The organism is Demequina sp. TMPB413 (assembly GCF_020447105.2).
In the GTDB taxonomy this organism is placed as follows: domain Bacteria; phylum Actinomycetota; class Actinomycetes; order Actinomycetales; family Demequinaceae; genus Demequina.
The window spans coordinates 1,252,312-1,267,556 of record NZ_CP096184.1; the positions used below are offsets into that span (position 1 = coordinate 1,252,312).

At 66.2% G+C, this 15,245-nt stretch carries 15 protein-coding genes; 7 read left to right on the plus strand and 8 right to left on the minus strand.

The window, feature by feature from the left end:
• The first annotated feature begins 165 nt into the window (after nt 1-165).
• The 4 genes from LGT36_RS06050 (at nt 166) to LGT36_RS06065 (ending at nt 4,688) form a co-directional block, all read left to right on the plus strand.
• Nucleotides 166-864, plus strand: coding sequence for an ABC transporter ATP-binding protein (locus LGT36_RS06050; protein WP_226097189.1), 699 nt, complete (start codon nt 166-168; stop codon nt 862-864).
• Nucleotides 861-3,185 carry an ABC transporter permease gene (locus LGT36_RS06055; protein WP_226097190.1) on the plus strand — a complete coding sequence of 775 codons (2,325 nt, stop codon included), beginning with the start codon at nt 861-863 and terminating at the stop codon, nt 3,183-3,185. The genes LGT36_RS06050 and LGT36_RS06055 overlap by 4 nt, the downstream gene beginning before the upstream one ends.
• Nucleotides 3,186-3,314: 129 nt before the next feature.
• Nucleotides 3,315-3,569: a hypothetical protein gene (locus LGT36_RS06060; protein WP_226097191.1), complete on the plus strand. Its 255-nt coding sequence runs from the start codon at nt 3,315-3,317 to the stop codon at nt 3,567-3,569.
• 78 nt (nt 3,570-3,647) lie between these two features.
• Nucleotides 3,648-4,688, plus strand: coding sequence for a phosphotransferase family protein (locus LGT36_RS06065; RefSeq protein ID WP_226097192.1), 1,041 nt, complete (start codon nt 3,648-3,650; stop codon nt 4,686-4,688).
• A gap of 20 nt (nt 4,689-4,708) precedes the next feature.
• On the opposite strand, the gene LGT36_RS06070 is transcribed toward LGT36_RS06065, so the two are convergent.
• Both LGT36_RS06070 and LGT36_RS06075 read right to left on the minus strand, forming a co-directional pair.
• Nucleotides 4,709-5,785, minus strand: a complete 1,077-nt coding sequence (locus tag LGT36_RS06070; protein ID WP_226097193.1) for an Rv2578c family radical SAM protein — start codon at nt 5,783-5,785, stop codon at nt 4,709-4,711.
• A 74-nt stretch (nt 5,786-5,859) separates the two neighbouring features.
• Nucleotides 5,860-6,117, minus strand: coding sequence for a hypothetical protein (locus LGT36_RS06075; protein WP_226097194.1), 258 nt, complete (start codon nt 6,115-6,117; stop codon nt 5,860-5,862).
• A 110-nt stretch (nt 6,118-6,227) separates the two neighbouring features.
• Here LGT36_RS06075 and LGT36_RS06080 point away from each other — a divergent pair, with 110 nt between their 5' ends.
• The 3 genes from LGT36_RS06080 (at nt 6,228) to LGT36_RS14185 (ending at nt 8,192) form a co-directional block, all read left to right on the plus strand.
• The gene (locus LGT36_RS06080; RefSeq protein ID WP_226097195.1) at nt 6,228-6,575 is read left to right on the plus strand and encodes a helix-turn-helix transcriptional regulator; all 348 of its coding nucleotides are present in this window, start codon (nt 6,228-6,230) and stop codon (nt 6,573-6,575) included.
• Nucleotides 6,572-7,468, plus strand: coding sequence for a cation diffusion facilitator family transporter (locus tag LGT36_RS06085; RefSeq protein WP_226097196.1), 897 nt, complete (start codon nt 6,572-6,574; stop codon nt 7,466-7,468). The genes LGT36_RS06080 and LGT36_RS06085 overlap by 4 nt, the downstream gene beginning before the upstream one ends.
• A gap of 112 nt (nt 7,469-7,580) precedes the next feature.
• Entirely contained in the window at nt 7,581-8,192 is a 612-nt protein-coding gene (locus LGT36_RS14185; RefSeq protein WP_304515554.1) for a sugar O-acetyltransferase, read from the plus strand.
• On the opposite strand, the gene LGT36_RS06095 is transcribed toward LGT36_RS14185, so the two are convergent.
• The 6 genes from LGT36_RS06095 to LGT36_RS06120 all read right to left on the minus strand — a co-directional run bounded on the left by LGT36_RS06095 (nt 8,189) and on the right by LGT36_RS06120 (nt 15,218).
• On the minus strand, nt 8,189-8,824 hold the full coding sequence (locus tag LGT36_RS06095) for a DUF5317 domain-containing protein (RefSeq protein WP_226097197.1): 636 nt from the start codon (nt 8,822-8,824) through the stop codon (nt 8,189-8,191). The two genes, LGT36_RS14185 and LGT36_RS06095, sit on opposite strands and share 4 nt — an antisense overlap.
• A gap of 2 nt (nt 8,825-8,826) precedes the next feature.
• Nucleotides 8,827-10,806 carry a bifunctional diguanylate cyclase/phosphodiesterase gene (locus LGT36_RS06100; RefSeq protein WP_226097198.1) on the minus strand — a complete coding sequence of 660 codons (1,980 nt, stop codon included), beginning with the start codon at nt 10,804-10,806 and terminating at the stop codon, nt 8,827-8,829.
• A 514-nt stretch (nt 10,807-11,320) separates the two neighbouring features.
• Entirely contained in the window at nt 11,321-12,928 is a 1,608-nt protein-coding gene (locus LGT36_RS06105) for a peptide chain release factor 3 (RefSeq protein WP_226097199.1), read from the minus strand.
• 107 nt (nt 12,929-13,035) lie between these two features.
• The gene (locus tag LGT36_RS06110; protein WP_226097200.1) at nt 13,036-14,142 is read right to left on the minus strand and encodes an alpha/beta hydrolase family protein; all 1,107 of its coding nucleotides are present in this window, start codon (nt 14,140-14,142) and stop codon (nt 13,036-13,038) included.
• A 41-nt stretch (nt 14,143-14,183) separates the two neighbouring features.
• The gene (locus tag LGT36_RS06115; RefSeq protein WP_226097201.1) at nt 14,184-14,495 is read right to left on the minus strand and encodes a Dabb family protein; all 312 of its coding nucleotides are present in this window, start codon (nt 14,493-14,495) and stop codon (nt 14,184-14,186) included.
• Nucleotides 14,496-14,543: 48 nt separating this feature from the next.
• Nucleotides 14,544-15,218, minus strand: a complete 675-nt coding sequence (locus tag LGT36_RS06120; RefSeq protein ID WP_226097202.1) for a hypothetical protein — start codon at nt 15,216-15,218, stop codon at nt 14,544-14,546.
• Nucleotides 15,219-15,245: the final 27 nt, after the last annotated feature.

Here is a 15,245-nt window from a genome sequence, read left to right on the forward strand (position 1 = left end):
GCCCACGCGGACTACGCGCCGCTTCCGGGCAATCTGGCGATTCTGTGCGGTTGCGCACATTGCTGAGTTTCTGTCGATTGAAGCGGCGGCCTGAGTGGGCTTTCCTTGAGTGAAAGCAATCGAACACCCTGTTCGGTATCGAACTCACTGTAGGGGAAACACCTCATGACTGTCACCTCTCTTGACACAGCCGTCGTCGCCCTCGACGGTGCCGCTCGCCGCTACCCCACGCCGGACGGCAGCCTCGCGGGGATCACGGACGCCAGCCTCACCATCTACCCAGGGCAGTTCGTAGGAGTGGTCGGAACGTCAGGCTCAGGCAAGTCGACCCTGCTGAACCTGGTCACTGGCATCGACCGTCCAACGTCAGGACGCGTCCACGTCGCCGGGCGCGACGTGACGGAACTTGACGAAGACCAACTGGCCAGGTGGCGCGGCGCGCACATCGGCGTCGTCTTCCAGTTCCCTCAACTCATTCCGACGCTCACCGTGGCGGAGAACGTCATGCTTCCCATGGATTTCCTAGGGGCCGTCCCCCGCAAAGAACGGCTCGACACCGCGCGCGACCTGCTCGACTCCGTCGGCCTGGCCGATCACACGCACAAGCCACCTGGCGCCCTCTCCGGGGGGCAGCAGCAACGCGTGGCCGTAGCCAGAGCCCTCGCCAATGGGCCAGCGCTCATCGCGGCGGACGAGCCGACAGGCAACCTCGACAGTCACACCGGCGAGATGATCCTTCAACTTCTCAAGGACCTCACCGGCACTGGTACGTCGGTTTTGATGGTCACCCACGAGCGCGGGCTCTCCCACGTCCTGGACCGCGTCGTCACCATCGCCGATGGCCGGATTGCGAGTGACGCGTGAGCGCGCGTACGGCGCTGATCAGAGGCATCCTGCGGTCGCAAGCCGGACGCACGAGGCTCATGATCGCCGCCGTCGCCTTGGGCGTGGGCGCGGTGGGCGCAATTCTCGGCTCCTACACGGTGATCGACCGAACGATCGATCAGAGCTACGAGTCGACACGGCCCGCCTCAGCGACACTTGCGCTCGCAGGCGACGCGACCTCCGCTGAGGGAATCGCCACCAGCGTGCCGGGGGTGACTGATGCCGAGGCACGCCGCGAGGTCGTCGTACGCATGGCCTCGGCCGACGGTTGGCAGCCGCTGACTCTGGTGGCAGTTCGCGACTTCGCAGCGTGGAACGTTGGCATTGCTCTTGCAGAAAGCGGCGACTGGCCGCCGCGAGACGGCGAGGTGGTCATCGAGCGCGCGTCGCTCCGTGAGATTGACGTTGCGGTGGGAGACGTGATCACGGCGGAGTCGGCAGGCGGCAGCGCCGAACTTGCCGTGGTGGGGCTAGCCCATGATCCCGGGCGCACCCCTGCATGGATGAACGGGGTCGTCATCGGATTCGTTAGCCCTGCCACGCTCGCCGACATTGGCGTGGGCGACGAACTGAGCAGCCTGGCATTGCGCACCGAGCCGGGCCTCGACAGGGATGCCAACAGGGACATCGCCGACGCCGTAGCGCTGGCTCTGGCCGACCAAGGCTTTGCCGTCACGCACATCGCCGTGCCAGAACCGGGCGAGCATCCCGCGGCGGGAGTCATGGGCACGCTGCTGTACCTCTTGCAGGCATTCGGCGTGGTCGCCTTCATCGCCGCAGTAGCGCTGGTGTCCACCCTGGTGGTCGCAGAAGTGAAGCGCTCGACTGGCGCGATCGCCGTGATGAAGACTGGCGGCGCCACGTCGGGCCAGGTCACCGGCGTGTACCTGGCGGCCCTCGCGGTCGTGGCCGGCGCCGGGCTTGTGCTTGGCATCGGCGCGTCCATGGCGGGGACATGGGCGCTGAGCAGCTTTGCCTTCATGCTTCTGAATCTCGACGCATCGTCAATGTGGGCGGCGTGGTGGGTGATTCCGGTGCAGGCCGCGGTTGCCCTTGCCGTACCTCTGGTCGCAGTGGGGCTACCTGTACGCAGGCTGAGTCGCATCCCCGTGCGCGAGTCCATCATCACGGGCTCCACGGCACCCGCTCGAGCACCCAGAAGAACAGTCGTGGGGCCGCGCTGGGGTCGCGCCGCCTCCATGGGCGCGCGCAACGCACTGCGTCAGCCCTCTCGCCTCGCCCTGACCGCTGCATCTCTCGGTGTCGGCGCGGCGGCCGTCATCACGGCACTCAACACCGGCGCCGCATGGGACCGCATTGTCAGCGATGAGTTTCGGGCCCAAGACTTCGACGTGCAGGCCACTTTGACCGAACCGATTCCGCGCGGCTCGCTCGACGCAGCGGCGGCTCGGGAGGGTCTTGACCGGATCGAGTACTGGAACGTTGCCGTGGCGACGGCAACAAGCGCCGACGGCCAGGTCGGGGACGCGGTCACGGTGCTCGCGCCTCCCGCTGACTCAACGAGCGCCTCCTTTCCACTCGTGGAAGGCCGCCGCATCGCAGACGGCGACCGTCACACCGTGGTGATCACGCAATCGCTGACTGACCCCTCGGTCACCGTGGGCGATTCCCTGACGCTGGAGGGCGACGACTCCACGTGGCGCGTGGTCGGGGTGGTGCGCGAGTTGAGCGGCGGCCAGGACGGCGCCGTGTGGGTCTCGCAGCCACTCGCCACGATGGATCCTGGCTCCGCCAACGTGGTAAAGGTCTCCGGCCTCGGAGAAGCCGCGTCCCTCGCGGCACTCGAACGCATCGTGAGCGACGCCGGAGCGAGCATCGCCAACGCGAGCACGGCGACCGATGCCAAACAGGCGCTTGACGATCACCTCTACATCATCACTGGGCTGCTGTTGGTCATGTCGCTTGGACTAGGCGCGGTGGGACTGCTCGCACTGGTGGAGGCGATGTCGACCGCAGTCGGAGAGCGGCGGGGCGAGATCGGTCTGATGAAGTCAGTTGGCGCCGCATCGTCAACGGTGATTCGCATGGTGGTGGTGGAGGCGCTGGTGGTGGTCGTTCTGGCCGTCGCCACTGGTGTGGTCCTCGCGCTTGCCCTCACAGGAGTCGTGGAAGCCGCCGTCGGCTCGATCTTTGTGGGCGCGGCGCTGCCATACACCTGGTGGCTGCCAGGGATCGGTATCACTGCGCTCGTCATGGCTGCCGTAGCGGCGGCCTCCAGCATCGTCCCTGCATTTGAAGCAGCGGATATGCCCATTCGCGAAGCTCTCGCGAGGGCCTGAACACAAAGAAAGGAACACAACCATGGCAGAGAGGACGCAGCGAGCCAGGCGACTCATGAGCATCGCGACAACAGCGCTGATTTCCATCGCAGTGGTGGGACTCGGGGTACTCGCGGTGGTGATGCACACATGACCAGGACGGCCTTGAGGAATCACCTATTGGTGGTAGGCGGGGTGCTCTTGGTGCTGGCGTTGGTGGGCACGCACCTCGGGCTCAACGAGGGAACATGGTGGCTCTTCGCGGCGGTGATGGTGACGCTGCACCTCGGCGTCTTCGCCGCGCTGGCCACCTGGGTGATCAGGCGGGTGCGAAGGCACGGGAGAGGCGGGGAAAACGGCGTGACGGTGAGTGAGGCGGCGCCAACCAACGAGTCGGGAAGCTAGCGCGACGGTGGTCTCCATTCGGTGACAGGCCGCCGTGGTGACGGGCCAACCGAGCGGCTGGGCGCGTAGCCTCTGCTCATGGCAGGCGAAGAACCCCTGATGTTGCGCACTCAACGACCGCTGTCCCCGCCCGAACTCGCTGAGGTGTTGGCGCCACTCGGCACCGTGACTGCTCACCGTGCCCTAGCGGGAGGAACCTTCAGCGCGGTGCAGGCTGCCGACCTTGCCGACGGCTCGACCGTGGTCATCAAGACATCAGTGCCTGACCATGCACTCGCAGACGGGCGTGTTCCGCTCCTCACCTATGAGCGGGACATGCTCGCGACTGAGCGCGACGTGCTGGAGATCCTTACCCGCGTGGACGGAGTCCCGAGCCCCCGGGTACTCCTGAGCGACTTCACGCGGTCGATCGCTGGTGTGGACATTCTGGTGATGGAGTTCCTCACCGGAGTGCCGTGGGACACCGTCGAGGCGTCGATGTCGCCCGCCGCGAACGCCTACGCGTGGGAGCAGGTCGGCGCCATCATGGCTGCCGTCCAATCCGTCGAAGGCGCCCTCTTCGGATATCCGGCTCAAGACTTTGCCCTGGCTGCGGCCACGTGGCCCGCGTTCTTCGCCCGCCTGATCGACGCCACGATCGACGATGCGGACCGGTGGGGTGTCGACATCGAGGCAGACCGCATGGTCGACGCGCTCGCCGTATGCGCGCAAGGCCTCGCCGGTGTCTCGCAGCCCGCCCTGGTTCACAACGACTTGTGGCCAGGGAACGTGTTGCTCGACCCCGCTACGGGAACGGTGCGAGGGGTGGTCGACTTTGAGCGAGCCCTGTTCGGGGATCCGCTCCAGGACTTCTGCGGCTCACAGTCCATGAACACCGGGCGGGTCACCCCCGAACTGTTGCGCGGTTACGAGGGTGCCCGCTCGGCGTTGCGGCATGACGCGACGCCCACGGGACTGGAGGAGGACGCAAACCTCCGCCTCACGCTGTACCGCCTGTGGAGCCTCGCGGTACAACTCATCGAAATCGTGCCGCGCGGGTTTAGCGGAGACTGGGTGACGCGACACCAAGCCACTATCAACACGAACCGCGCCGCGCTCTTCGCTCAACTAGGCGTGTAGCGGCGCGAACCCGCTCCCGCCTAGAACAGGGCGGGAATCGGCCCGGCCCCGGCGTCGGCCGTACTCGCCACTGACTTTCGCCACTCGCCGTTCGCATCGCGGGCCTCCGCCCTGGTGGTGGCGCTGCCCGTCGCCTCGTCGGTAGCGGCCTTGGTCAGCCCGTGGGCTTCCATCAGCGGCCGCATCGTGTCAGCCAGCCGACGCCGATACGACTTGGGGGCGTAGGCGCCGTCGCCGTAGAGCGCGCGATACCTCGGCACCAGATCGGGCCGGTGCCGATGCAGCCACGCCGCGTACCACTCCTTGACGCCAGGGCGGAGGTGAAGACCCGTGTAACTCACCTGGGTAGCGCCAGCCTCCTTGATGCGCCCCAAAGCGGCATCGAGATGCTCAGGACTGTCGGTCAGAAAGGGCAGGATCGGCATCATAAACACGGCGACCTCAAAGCCTGCCTCTGAGGCCGCAGCGACCGTCGCTAGCCGTGCCGCCGTGGTGGGAGTGCCCGGCTCCATGGTCGACTGCAGATCGTCGTCAAAGATCGCGATCGACATCGCGAGTTGCACGTCAACCACCGTGGCCGCGTCAGCAAGGAGCGGCAGATCCCGCCGCATGAGGGTTCCCTTGGTCAGAATCGAGAACGGCGTGTGCGCCTGTGCCAAGGCTTCGATGATGCCTGGCATGAGCCGGTACTTGCCCTCCGCCCGCTGATAGGGATCGGTGTTGGTGCCAAGCGCGACGTGTTCGCCCGTCCATGACGGGCGTGCGAGGTCGCGCCGCAGCGCCTCTGCCACATTGACCTTCACGATCACCTGGGAATCGAAATCGCGCCCCGCGTCCAGCTCCAGGTAGCGATGACTTGGCCGCGCGAAGCAGTACACACACGCGTGTGAGCAGCCGCGATAGGGGTTGATGGTCCAGCCAAAAGGAACGGCGCTGCCCGGACCTACCCGATTCAACGCGCTCTTGGCTGCCACTTCGTGAAACGTCACGCCCGCGAATTCGGGCGTGCGAACGGAGCGGATGAGGTTGCTGATCTTGGCGAGGCCGGGCAGGGCGTCACCGGCCTCCGATTCGAGCTTCTGTCCCTGCCAGCGCATGGCCTCATTCGAACACGTGTTCGATGCGGGGTCAAGCGAGCCCCGCTAGCGGCACATACAAGCTACGGGCGCCCTTACCGACCCTTGGCGTCGTCGACGTCGTCAGAACCAGGGGCGTCGTGACTATCCGTGGCGCCCAGGGCGTCGTCCGCATCCTTGGAGGCGGGGGCTTCCTCGTCCTTCTCGATGGAAGGCGTTTGCCCTGCGTCGCGTCCCGCGCGGGCGGCGCCATACAGCTGCCAGCCGAAGTACCCCACGGCAAGAAGAGCGGCGCAGAACAGGAAGATGCCAGTAGGCGTCAGGTCAATGGTTCCGAGGATGGGCAGGTCCATGACTTCAGTATGTCAGCGCAGTCCCGGTCGTCACGTCAGCGGGCCCCCACTCGACCCGCGTCCTTATCCGCGCTATTATCTGAACATCTGCTCAGATATTCAGGAGTGACATGACAGAGCCCCACCTTCACAGCCCGCTCCCCCGCGGCATTGACGCCGATCAAGCGGAAAGCCTCGCCGCGCCGTTTGCGTTGCTCGCGGATCCGTCTCGGTTGCGCATCGTCTACGCGCTCGTGGAAGGCGGGCCCATGTGCGTGTCGGACATCGCGGCGGTCGCTGGCAGCGGCGATTCCGCCACGAGCCACCAACTGGCGAAGCTCAAGGCGGCAGGAGTGGTGCGCGCTGAGCGCAAGGGCCGGGAGATCTGGTACCAAGTCGCCGACGCTCACATTCGCCTCTTGCTCGACGTCGCAGCGCAGCACTACTTGGCCGAGCGGCGGGAAGGCCCGGTCTCATGAGCGCAAGCCACGACCAAGCGTCTGCTTCAGCTGGTGGAAAGCACCGCCGCGCCCTGGCATGGGTACTCGGGCTCGTTCTCGCGTTTGTCGGAGTCGAAGTGGTCGCGGGATTGCTCACCGGCTCTCTCACCCTGTTGGCCGACGCCGGCCACATGGCAACCGACGCCCTGGGCGTCGGCATGGCGCTCGCCGCAGTGACCGCGGCCCGGCGTGCCGCCCGCAACCCCCGCCACACTTTCGGCCACTACCGCTGGGAGGTGCTGGCCGCACTTGCCAATGCCGCGCTTCTGCTCGGCGTGGCCGTCTACGTCGCTGTCGAGGGCGTCGGCCGCTTGCGCGAACCTGTCGACGTGGACGCGTGGCCGGTCCTTGTGGTCGCCATCGGCGGGCTCGCCGTGAACCTGGTGAGCTTCCGGCTGCTCCACGCTGGTTCCAAGGAAAGCCTCAACGTGCGCGGCGCCTACCTGGAGGTGATGGCCGATGCCATCGGCTCGGTGGGCGTCATGGTGTCGGCGATCGTGATTCTTACCACCGGGTGGCCCTACACGGACGCGGTCGTGGCACTTGCCCTCGCCGCATTCATCGTGCCGCGCGCCGTGTCGCTGGGAAGGGAGGCACTACGGATCGTGGTGCAGTCGGCGCCTGCCTCTGTCGACGTCGATGCGCTCACCGGAGAACTGGCGACGCTGGCGTCCGTCACGGATGTGCATGACGTCCACGTCTGGACCCTAACATCAGGTATGGACGTGGCGAGCGTGCACCTGGTGAGCGAGGAGGCGCACACGGCCGAGGTGGTGCGGGCCGCGCAGTCGGTACTGCGGGAGCACGGCCTCGCCCACGCGACCGTGCAGGTTGAGGACGGCGCGGGGCAGCGGTGCGGGTCGGAGTGGTGACGCCAGCGGGGGGCTACCCAAACAGGTCGACAGCTCACCGGGACCAGCGTCGTCCCCCACGGCCCGCGGCGTGGGCGAGGATAGGGGTAGCGACCGTGAGAAAGGCCCTCCCATGACCGACGCCATCTGGCGCGAGCGCAAGAACGAGCGCCCCCAGGAAGACCCGACCAGGACGGAACTCGAAAAACTCCGCGCCGACGAATGGTTCAAGTACCGCGCCGGACCAGAGTTGCCTGAACTCCAACGAGAGACACTCGAGGTCTGCCGCGAGGTGTCTACGAAGTACTTCGCGGACCCGGCCGCCATGACAGACGCGTTCGCGGGCGCAATCGACTCCTGCGGACCGGGCCTAGACATCCGCCCGCCCATCTCCGTCGAGTACGGCGAGCGCGTCTCGATCGGTGCGAACGTCTTCATCAATAGTGACTTCATGGTGATCGGCTCTGGCCGCATCACCATTGGCAATAACGTCCTCATCGGGCCCGGTACACGCCTTTACACGCCCAACCACTCCTTGGACGTCGAGTTGCGCAGGCAGGGATGGGAGATCGGCCTGCCCATCACCATCGAGGACGACGCGTGGCTGGGCGGTTCGGTCGTGGTGTGCCCCGGCGTGACCATCGGCGCGCGCGCCGTCGTGGGGGCCGGTTCCGTTGTCACCAAGGACGTCCCGCCCGACGTCGTGGTTGCGGGCAACCCCGCGCGGGTGGTGCGCGAGCTCTAGTCGGGTTGTGCCGGCGTCGGCTTTGACTGCGTCGTCTCCCCCTGCGTCGTCTCCCCCGGCGTCAGCTGGCCCGGCATCGGCGTCGTCTCCCCCACCGCCGCCGTCGGCGACGTTGCTTTGCCGAGCCGACGCGTCCCACTCCAAGCCGCGATCCATGCGCCGAGCACGATCAGCACGTCCCCCACACTGAACGTGTTCGCGAGCGGGAGCGGTGCCGGCCAGGCGAAAACGTCGCCGAGCCACGGAAGCACGGGGCTGTCGAGCACGGCCGAGTTGGCAAACGCGCCATCGGTGTCGATGCCCGCGGCCTCGCTCGCCGATCGACTCGCAGGGAGCGTGCCACCGTTGAGTGCAATGACGATGCCATTGAGGGCGGCGCCGGAGCCCACCCACCACACACCGGGTGCGCTCCTGTTGAACCAGAGGAACGTGACGGCCACGGCGTAGGTGAGGATGTGCAGCACGGACGCGAGCGTGTGCGGCATGGGCACCTCGAGCGCCACGAGTTGCAGCGCGAGGGCCGCCCAAATGAGGAGCGGCCACCGCCACCGCCTCAGCAGAAGCCCGGCAGGCCAGCGCCACAAGATCAAGGGCGACACCACGGCCAGGGCGCACAAGACGAGAACGAGCATTGTTAGCGGGCCGCCTGCCTGGCCGCTGCCGCCGTCTGCGCCTCGCCGCGCAAGCGCGCCTCCATCTGCTCGGCGGAGTTCGGTTCGCCAAGGTGATAGCCCTGACCGATGACGCGGCCCATGGCTCGCAGCGTCGTCGCGGTGGGCTCATCCTCGATGCCCTCGGCGACCACACGCAGGCCGAGCGCGAGGGCGAGTTCGATCGTGGAGCGCACGATGATGAGGTCGTGATCGTCGCTGCGGATATCGCACACAAAGGAACGGTCGATCTTGAGCTCGTCGATCTCGAGCCGCTTGAGGTAACTGAGGGACGCATTGCCAGTGCCGTAGTCGTCGATCGAGATCTCGACGCCCATAGCGCGCAGTGCGCGGATCACCACATCGGCGCGAGCGGGGTCGGACAGAATGCCGGTCTCCGTCACCTCGAGCACCAGGGAGTTCAGCGGCACGCCGTGCAGTTTCGCGGCCTGGGCGACCTGATCGGGCAGGCCGAGATCGGACAGGTGGCGCGCGGACAGGTTGACGGCGAGGCGAAGCTTGTAGCCGAGGGCTCGCCATGAGGCGAGTTGGCCAAGCGCGGTGTCGAGCACGAACGCCGTCAAGGGGAAGATCAGGCCGGAGTTCTCCGCCAAGGGGACAAACTCGTCAGGCGCCACCAGCCCGCGGCGCGGGTGGTACCAGCGCACAAGGACCTCGACGCCGACCGTGCGGTGGTCCATCAGGTCAACTTGCGGCTGGTACGCGACGTGAAGTTCGCGCTTGTCGATCGCGGTGCGGAGGTCGGCGAGCAGTTGGAGGCGCTCGACGGTGTTGACGTCCAGGTCGGGCGAGTAGGTGCTGATGCGGTCGCGCTCGAGTTTGGCGTGGTACAGCGCGATATCGGCGTTCTTCATGAGGGTCTCGCCGTCCTCGCCGTGTTCGGGGGCGACGGCAACGCCGACGCTGGCACGCACCAGCAGTTCGAGTTCGCCGACGGGCACGGCGTTGTCGAAGGACGCGAGGAGTTCGCGGGCCATCTGGCGAGCTTCGAGCAGTCCGCCGCGGACAACGACTGCGAACTCGTCGCCACCCAAGCGGTGGACAGAGGCGTTGTCTGGTGCGGCGGCCACGAGTTGTCCCGCGACGTGGCGCAGGATCTGGTCGCCGACGGGGTGGCCAAGAGTGTCGTTGATGTCCTTGAAGTGGTCGAGGTCGAACAGGACGAGGCTGGGGCCGGCGGTGTCCGTGTCGTCAGCGGCCTCAAATCCTCTCTCGAGTTCACGGTGGAGTTGTCCCCTGTTACCTAGCCCCGTGAGTGAATCATGCGTTGCGTCGTATGCGTGACGGGCCGACGCGGAGACGAAAAGATGCGCTGCGATCACAGGGGCACCCAAGAGGGCCAAGGCACCCACGCCATCGTCCGCGACGATCGCGGCGATGCCACCGACGCAAAGCAACACGACGTTGCTCACCAGAAGGTCTCGCAAGTCGTCTCGCAACACGAGTTGCAGGGACTGACCTGTGGAGAGAGAAATCACGCCAGCAACGAGTATCCAGTTGACGAGAAACATGCACGCACCCGCGATAACCAACGGAACTATCTGGCCCGGCGAAACCGTCGATGGTCCACCAAAAATGGGGACGCCAGCCAGCCAGGAGTAGATCGCTCGGCCAGCGACGACGCTCAGCGCGTACTGCGCAGTGTTGAACAGCGACTTGGTCCACGCTCGGCGCTGGTGCAGGTCGTCGACGACGCTGGCGACAGCTTGCACCACAACCGCAATCCCCAAGCCCCCGACCGCGATGAGCGCCAGCACGAACGGAGCAGATGTCGAAAGGGTGCGCTCCTGCGCTCTCGATCCGATCAACAGGGGCTTCACCTCGCCCGCGACGGCCGCAACGACGAGAAATAGCGTGGGCCACAAAAGCAGTTCGGGGAGCACTTGCGACCATGGTGTGAACACCACGGCCGCGGCGATGACTGCAAGCCCCGACAACCCCACAGTCGCGAGATATGCGAAAAGACGCGAGGGTGGCGCGGGCGAGAACCTCGCCGCGCCACCCTCGCTAATGGATGGTGTCAATTCCACTTCCAGCCGGCACCAACCGTCGCGGCAACTGCGATGAGCGTGCCAGCGCTCACGCTGATCTGCGCGATCTTGCTGTCCTTGATGATCTTCCACTTGTCCATGAGGACTCCTCGTACTTGAGGGGCGCAGACGAGCCTCGCCTCCGGACCTGGCGCGCTGAGTGCGTCAGGACGATCCGGTTACGTGGATCTCGCCTCTCGTCCCTAGTCATATCGGCCGCCGGTCGGCGTCCGTAACTCATCCTGTCGCAATTCCGGTAATGATGCGCAGTGCGAAACGCAGCACAAGAGTTTTCGATACGCGGAACATGCGCCGACGCGGCACGGCGGAGATGTGGTTTCGCGTCGCCCTTCGCTACCAGGAGCGTCGGCGGCACGGACGAACGAGGCCGTGTGCCAACGAGCATAAGTAGTTGCTCCGCTAGTAATCAGTCGTCGCTCGCGTCGAGTGGCACCAAAGGGATATCCGAATGAGCCCGCTCAAATGACCTCACATGCCAGATGTCGCGGAACAGCGCCAGCCACGCGCCGTCGCGTCGGCGCACGATCTCAATCGCGGACGACGCGCCCACGGCAGCAAGATCGGCAGGCCTGACCACCCGCGCGAGCGAAAAGCCCATCCGGTCGAGCCGAATGGGTGCGGAGAACTCGTGCTCCATGCGGAACTCGGCCACCTCGAATTGCAGCGGTCCCACGGCCGCGAGGATCGGGTTCGCGTCGCCACGATTCTCAGAAATGAGCACCTGCACCACGCCCTCTTGCTCGAGCTGTGCAATCGCCTTGCGGAACTGCTTCGACCGCCCAGGGTCACGCACGGAAGCCACCGCGAAGTGCTCCGGCGCAAAGGCAGGCATAGGGGGAAAGCACACGACCGCGCCGGCGGGATCAAAGATCGTATCGCCAACGCTCAGATTGCTGGCGTTGACCAGGCCGACGACGTCGCCAGGAAACGCCTCTTCCATCGTCTCGCGTTCGCGCCCAAACACCGACAGGGCGTACTTGGTCGCGAAGGGTCGCCCTGAAGGCTCGTGCGTGACGACCATGCCGCGTTCAAACCGCCCAGAGCACACGCGGATGTAGGCCAGGTGGTCGCGGTGTTGGCGGTCCATGCCCGCCTGGATCTTGAAGACGAAACCACTGAATGGCTCGTCGATCTGCCTGGCGGCTGACCCTGCGCCGGCCGCTGGCCGTGCGCGCGGCGGCGGCGCCAGGGCGACGACGGCGTCGAGAAGCTGCCTCACGCCGATGTTGGCGAGCGCCGCTCCAAAAAGCATGGGGGTGGTCTTTCCTTGGAGGAAGGACTCTCGGTCGACCGATTCGAGCAAGTGAGCCTCGTCGTACGCGACCTCGTACGCGTCGCCCAACTGCTGCACAGCGTCGGCCGCTGGAAGGTAGTGCTCTTCGGCAACGTCGGCGCCACCGGGGCTCTTGACGTAGGTGCGGACGCTCAGGTCCTCGCGGTCGAGCAGTCCCTCGAAGCGACCCGCCTCGCCAACGGGCCACGTGATGGGCGTGGCGCGCAGGCCGATGCGCTGTTCGAGTTCGTCGCACAGGTCAAGCACGGCGCGGCCCGGCCTGTCCCACTTATTGACGAACGTGATGACGGGCACTCCGCGCCTGCGACACACGTCGAACAGCTTGAGGGTCTGCGGCTCAAGACCCTTGGCGGCGTCGAGAAGCATCACTGCGGCGTCGACGGCGGTGAGCACGCGGTAGGTGTCCTCGGAGAAGTCCGCGTGGCCTGGGGTGTCCAGGAGGTTGATGATGTGGTCGCCGTATTCGAACTGCAACGCTGCGGAGGTGATGGAGATGCCGCGCTTGCGCTCCACCTCAAGCCAGTCGGACACGGTGCCGGAGCGCCCGCCCTTTCCGTGCACGGCGCCGGCGCGGTCGATCGCGTGGGCGTGCAGCGCTAATGCTTCGGTGAGGGTCGACTTGCCAGCGTCGGGGTGGGAGATGACGGCGATGCTGCGGCGACGCGCGGCCTCTTTGGTCACTGTCGCGGCCAGTGCTGGGCGCGGTGGTGCGTCGGTCACTTCTTCTCCCGTGTCGCGGCTCTCGAAAACGGCCGGCGGTGCGGCAGAGGCTTCACTTCTAGCCTACCTGGGCCGCAGTGAGAGTTCTCCCCTGCGCGTGAGCGGGACTAGGGCTGGCCATCCTCGGCAAATACCTCCGCGAAGAAGGGCAGCATCACGTCCGGCAGGCGCTGCGCGAAGAGGCTCGTGTGGTTTCCCTCGTGCAGCGTGTACACGTGAGGTACCTCGAGCTCGGTCAGCTCTGCATCGATGAACTCGCAGCCCTCCACGATCCACGTCAGTTCGTCGTTGACCCCGCAGTCCAGCCCCAGTGCGACGAGCGACTGGAGGTCATCGCGGTGCCGCGCAAGCTCGACCTCCGTGTTGCCAAAGCCTGCCTGCCACTGGGCCCACACCGCGTCGTCGCGCACAATCTCGCCGTTTGCCAGGGAGTATGGGTACCGAAAGTAGGGAGGCTCTGGCGAGGGCGCGAAAGCCGTGCCATACGAGAACTCGAAGTTGGCCTGTGACGTCACCATCTCGTCAAGCAGCGCCTCGCCGTCGAGCCCGTCAAGCGACTCCATGGACGCCAGCACGGACCGCGCCCGCGACTCAGACCCGAACAGTTGGGGCACGTCGATCCCCTGTTCCCCCGCCATGGCTGGCGCAAGCGCGAAGACCGAACCGAAAACGTCGGCGTGCTTCATCCCGATCGTCAAGGCGCCGTAGCCGCCCATTGAGTGACCCGCAAGACCGCGCGCCTCGCGAGACTCGACCGTTCGATAGTGGTCGTCGATGTACGGCACGATCTCCGCGACCAACGCCTGCTCCCAACGGCCGGTCGCGCTCGAGTCGGTGTACCAGCCACCCCCAAGTTCATTGGCTCCCGTCACGGTGACGACGATCATGGGCTCGGTCGCGTTCAGGGCCTCGCCGATGACGTCGGGCATGTCGGCGGCCGTCTGGGTGGCGGTGTACCCGGGCAGGAAGTACAGCACGGGAAGCGGGTCGTCTGACTCGAAGTAGGCATCCGGCAGCAACACTCCTACCGTGATCTGGGAGGAGACTCCCAAATCATTGCCCGCCAACTCCTCTGACTCGAACTGGAACACGGTGTTCGTCACGGACGGCCGTGCCGCCGCGGTCTCCGTGGGACTCGCCGACTCAAAGGCGGACTCCGTGGCCGGCGGAGTGGTCGACGTGCAACCCCCGACCGCCAGCGTCGTCGCCGCCACCGTGAGCAACCATGCGCGCCGCGCTCTTCGATTCCGTCCCATCAGGCGGCCACGTCGAAGACCACGAGGCGCTCTGCCCACCGCCCGATGACCTCGGCCACGGGAGTGTGGGCCGGGTGGTCGAGATAGCCGTCGCGAGCGCCGACGCTGGCAAAGGTCACCACGAGCGCCCACTCAAAGCCAGCCTCGAGCCCTTCGACGCTCGCGCTCGAACCCTCGACCACGTCAACGACACCCGGGATTTCGCCTACAAAACGGCCGACGTCGGCGCGCATCTTTTCGAGAACCTCGGCAGGGGCGTCGTCGCGCCATTCGGTCAGGACAACGTGGACGATGCTTCCGGGAGCGCTCATGCATCGATCCTGGCACGCGGGTCCATGACGCGACAGTCAGCCGGGCCGTCAGGCGTGCTGAATGTCGATCACCACACTCTTGCCGTCCACTGTTCTGAACACCCGGAACGGCTGATCGGAGGAGAGCCCGATGTAGATCTCGGCTTGACCCTCGAACACGCCGCCATAGACGACTTCCTCGATGATGCTTGCGGAGGAGGGCTGGAACCGTTCCTGCCCCACGTACTCGATGGCGCCAGGCTCGGTCGGGTAGACCACACCGTCGACGCTGACCTGCAGGAAAGCATCGCCCGCGATATCCACGGGGTTCCCGGAGCCAGCCATGCGGGGATCACTCACGTACTCGCCGAGCCAGCCCGGCTCGCCAGTGCCCCTGAGATCCAGCACCACGCGGTCGTAGCCGTCGTGGGCGCCAAAGCGCAGGATCTCTGGGCTCAGACTCGCGTTGGCGCTCGCTTGCCCCCTGTCTGCGGCACGGTCCGCAGGGAAGGGGGCCTCTTCACCCGGCGGCTCTTCGTCGGTGGGTGGCGATGCGGTGATCGTGGGAGTCACCGTCGATTCCGCCGTGGCGGTCGTCGTGGTGGTCGGTTCGACGGTGGTGGTGGGTTCAATCGTGGTCTCCGTGGCCTCCACGGTCACATCAGGGGCCTCGGTGTTGCAACCCGCAAGCAACAGCGCACCTGCGGCGGCACTGGCCGATACTCGGGTGGGGGAAAGTCGCATGGCATCGCTCCTTACGTTGAAGGGGCC

What these genes read in the sequence shown, in the direction of transcription:
- LGT36_RS06050 (WP_226097189.1), top strand. Translation starts at nt 166, where the DNA reads ATGACTGTCACCTCTCTTGACACAGCCGTCGTCGCCCTCGACGGTGCC.
- LGT36_RS06060 (WP_226097191.1), top strand. Translation starts at nt 3,315, where the DNA reads ATGACCAGGACGGCCTTGAGGAATCACCTATTGGTGGTAGGCGGGGTG.
- LGT36_RS06065 (WP_226097192.1), top strand. Translation starts at nt 3,648, where the DNA reads ATGGCAGGCGAAGAACCCCTGATGTTGCGCACTCAACGACCGCTGTCC.
- LGT36_RS06070 (WP_226097193.1), bottom strand. Translation starts at nt 5,785, where the DNA reads ATGCGCTGGCAGGGACAGAAGCTCGAATCGGAGGCCGGTGACGCCCTG.
- LGT36_RS06075 (WP_226097194.1), bottom strand. Translation starts at nt 6,117, where the DNA reads ATGGACCTGCCCATCCTCGGAACCATTGACCTGACGCCTACTGGCATC.
- LGT36_RS06080 (WP_226097195.1), top strand. Translation starts at nt 6,228, where the DNA reads ATGACAGAGCCCCACCTTCACAGCCCGCTCCCCCGCGGCATTGACGCC.
- LGT36_RS06085 (WP_226097196.1), top strand. Translation starts at nt 6,572, where the DNA reads ATGAGCGCAAGCCACGACCAAGCGTCTGCTTCAGCTGGTGGAAAGCAC.
- LGT36_RS14185 (WP_304515554.1), top strand. Translation starts at nt 7,581, where the DNA reads ATGACCGACGCCATCTGGCGCGAGCGCAAGAACGAGCGCCCCCAGGAA.
- LGT36_RS06095 (WP_226097197.1), bottom strand. Translation starts at nt 8,824, where the DNA reads ATGCTCGTTCTCGTCTTGTGCGCCCTGGCCGTGGTGTCGCCCTTGATC.
- LGT36_RS06115 (WP_226097201.1), bottom strand. Translation starts at nt 14,495, where the DNA reads ATGAGCGCTCCCGGAAGCATCGTCCACGTTGTCCTGACCGAATGGCGC.
- LGT36_RS06120 (WP_226097202.1), bottom strand. Translation starts at nt 15,218, where the DNA reads ATGCGACTTTCCCCCACCCGAGTATCGGCCAGTGCCGCCGCAGGTGCG.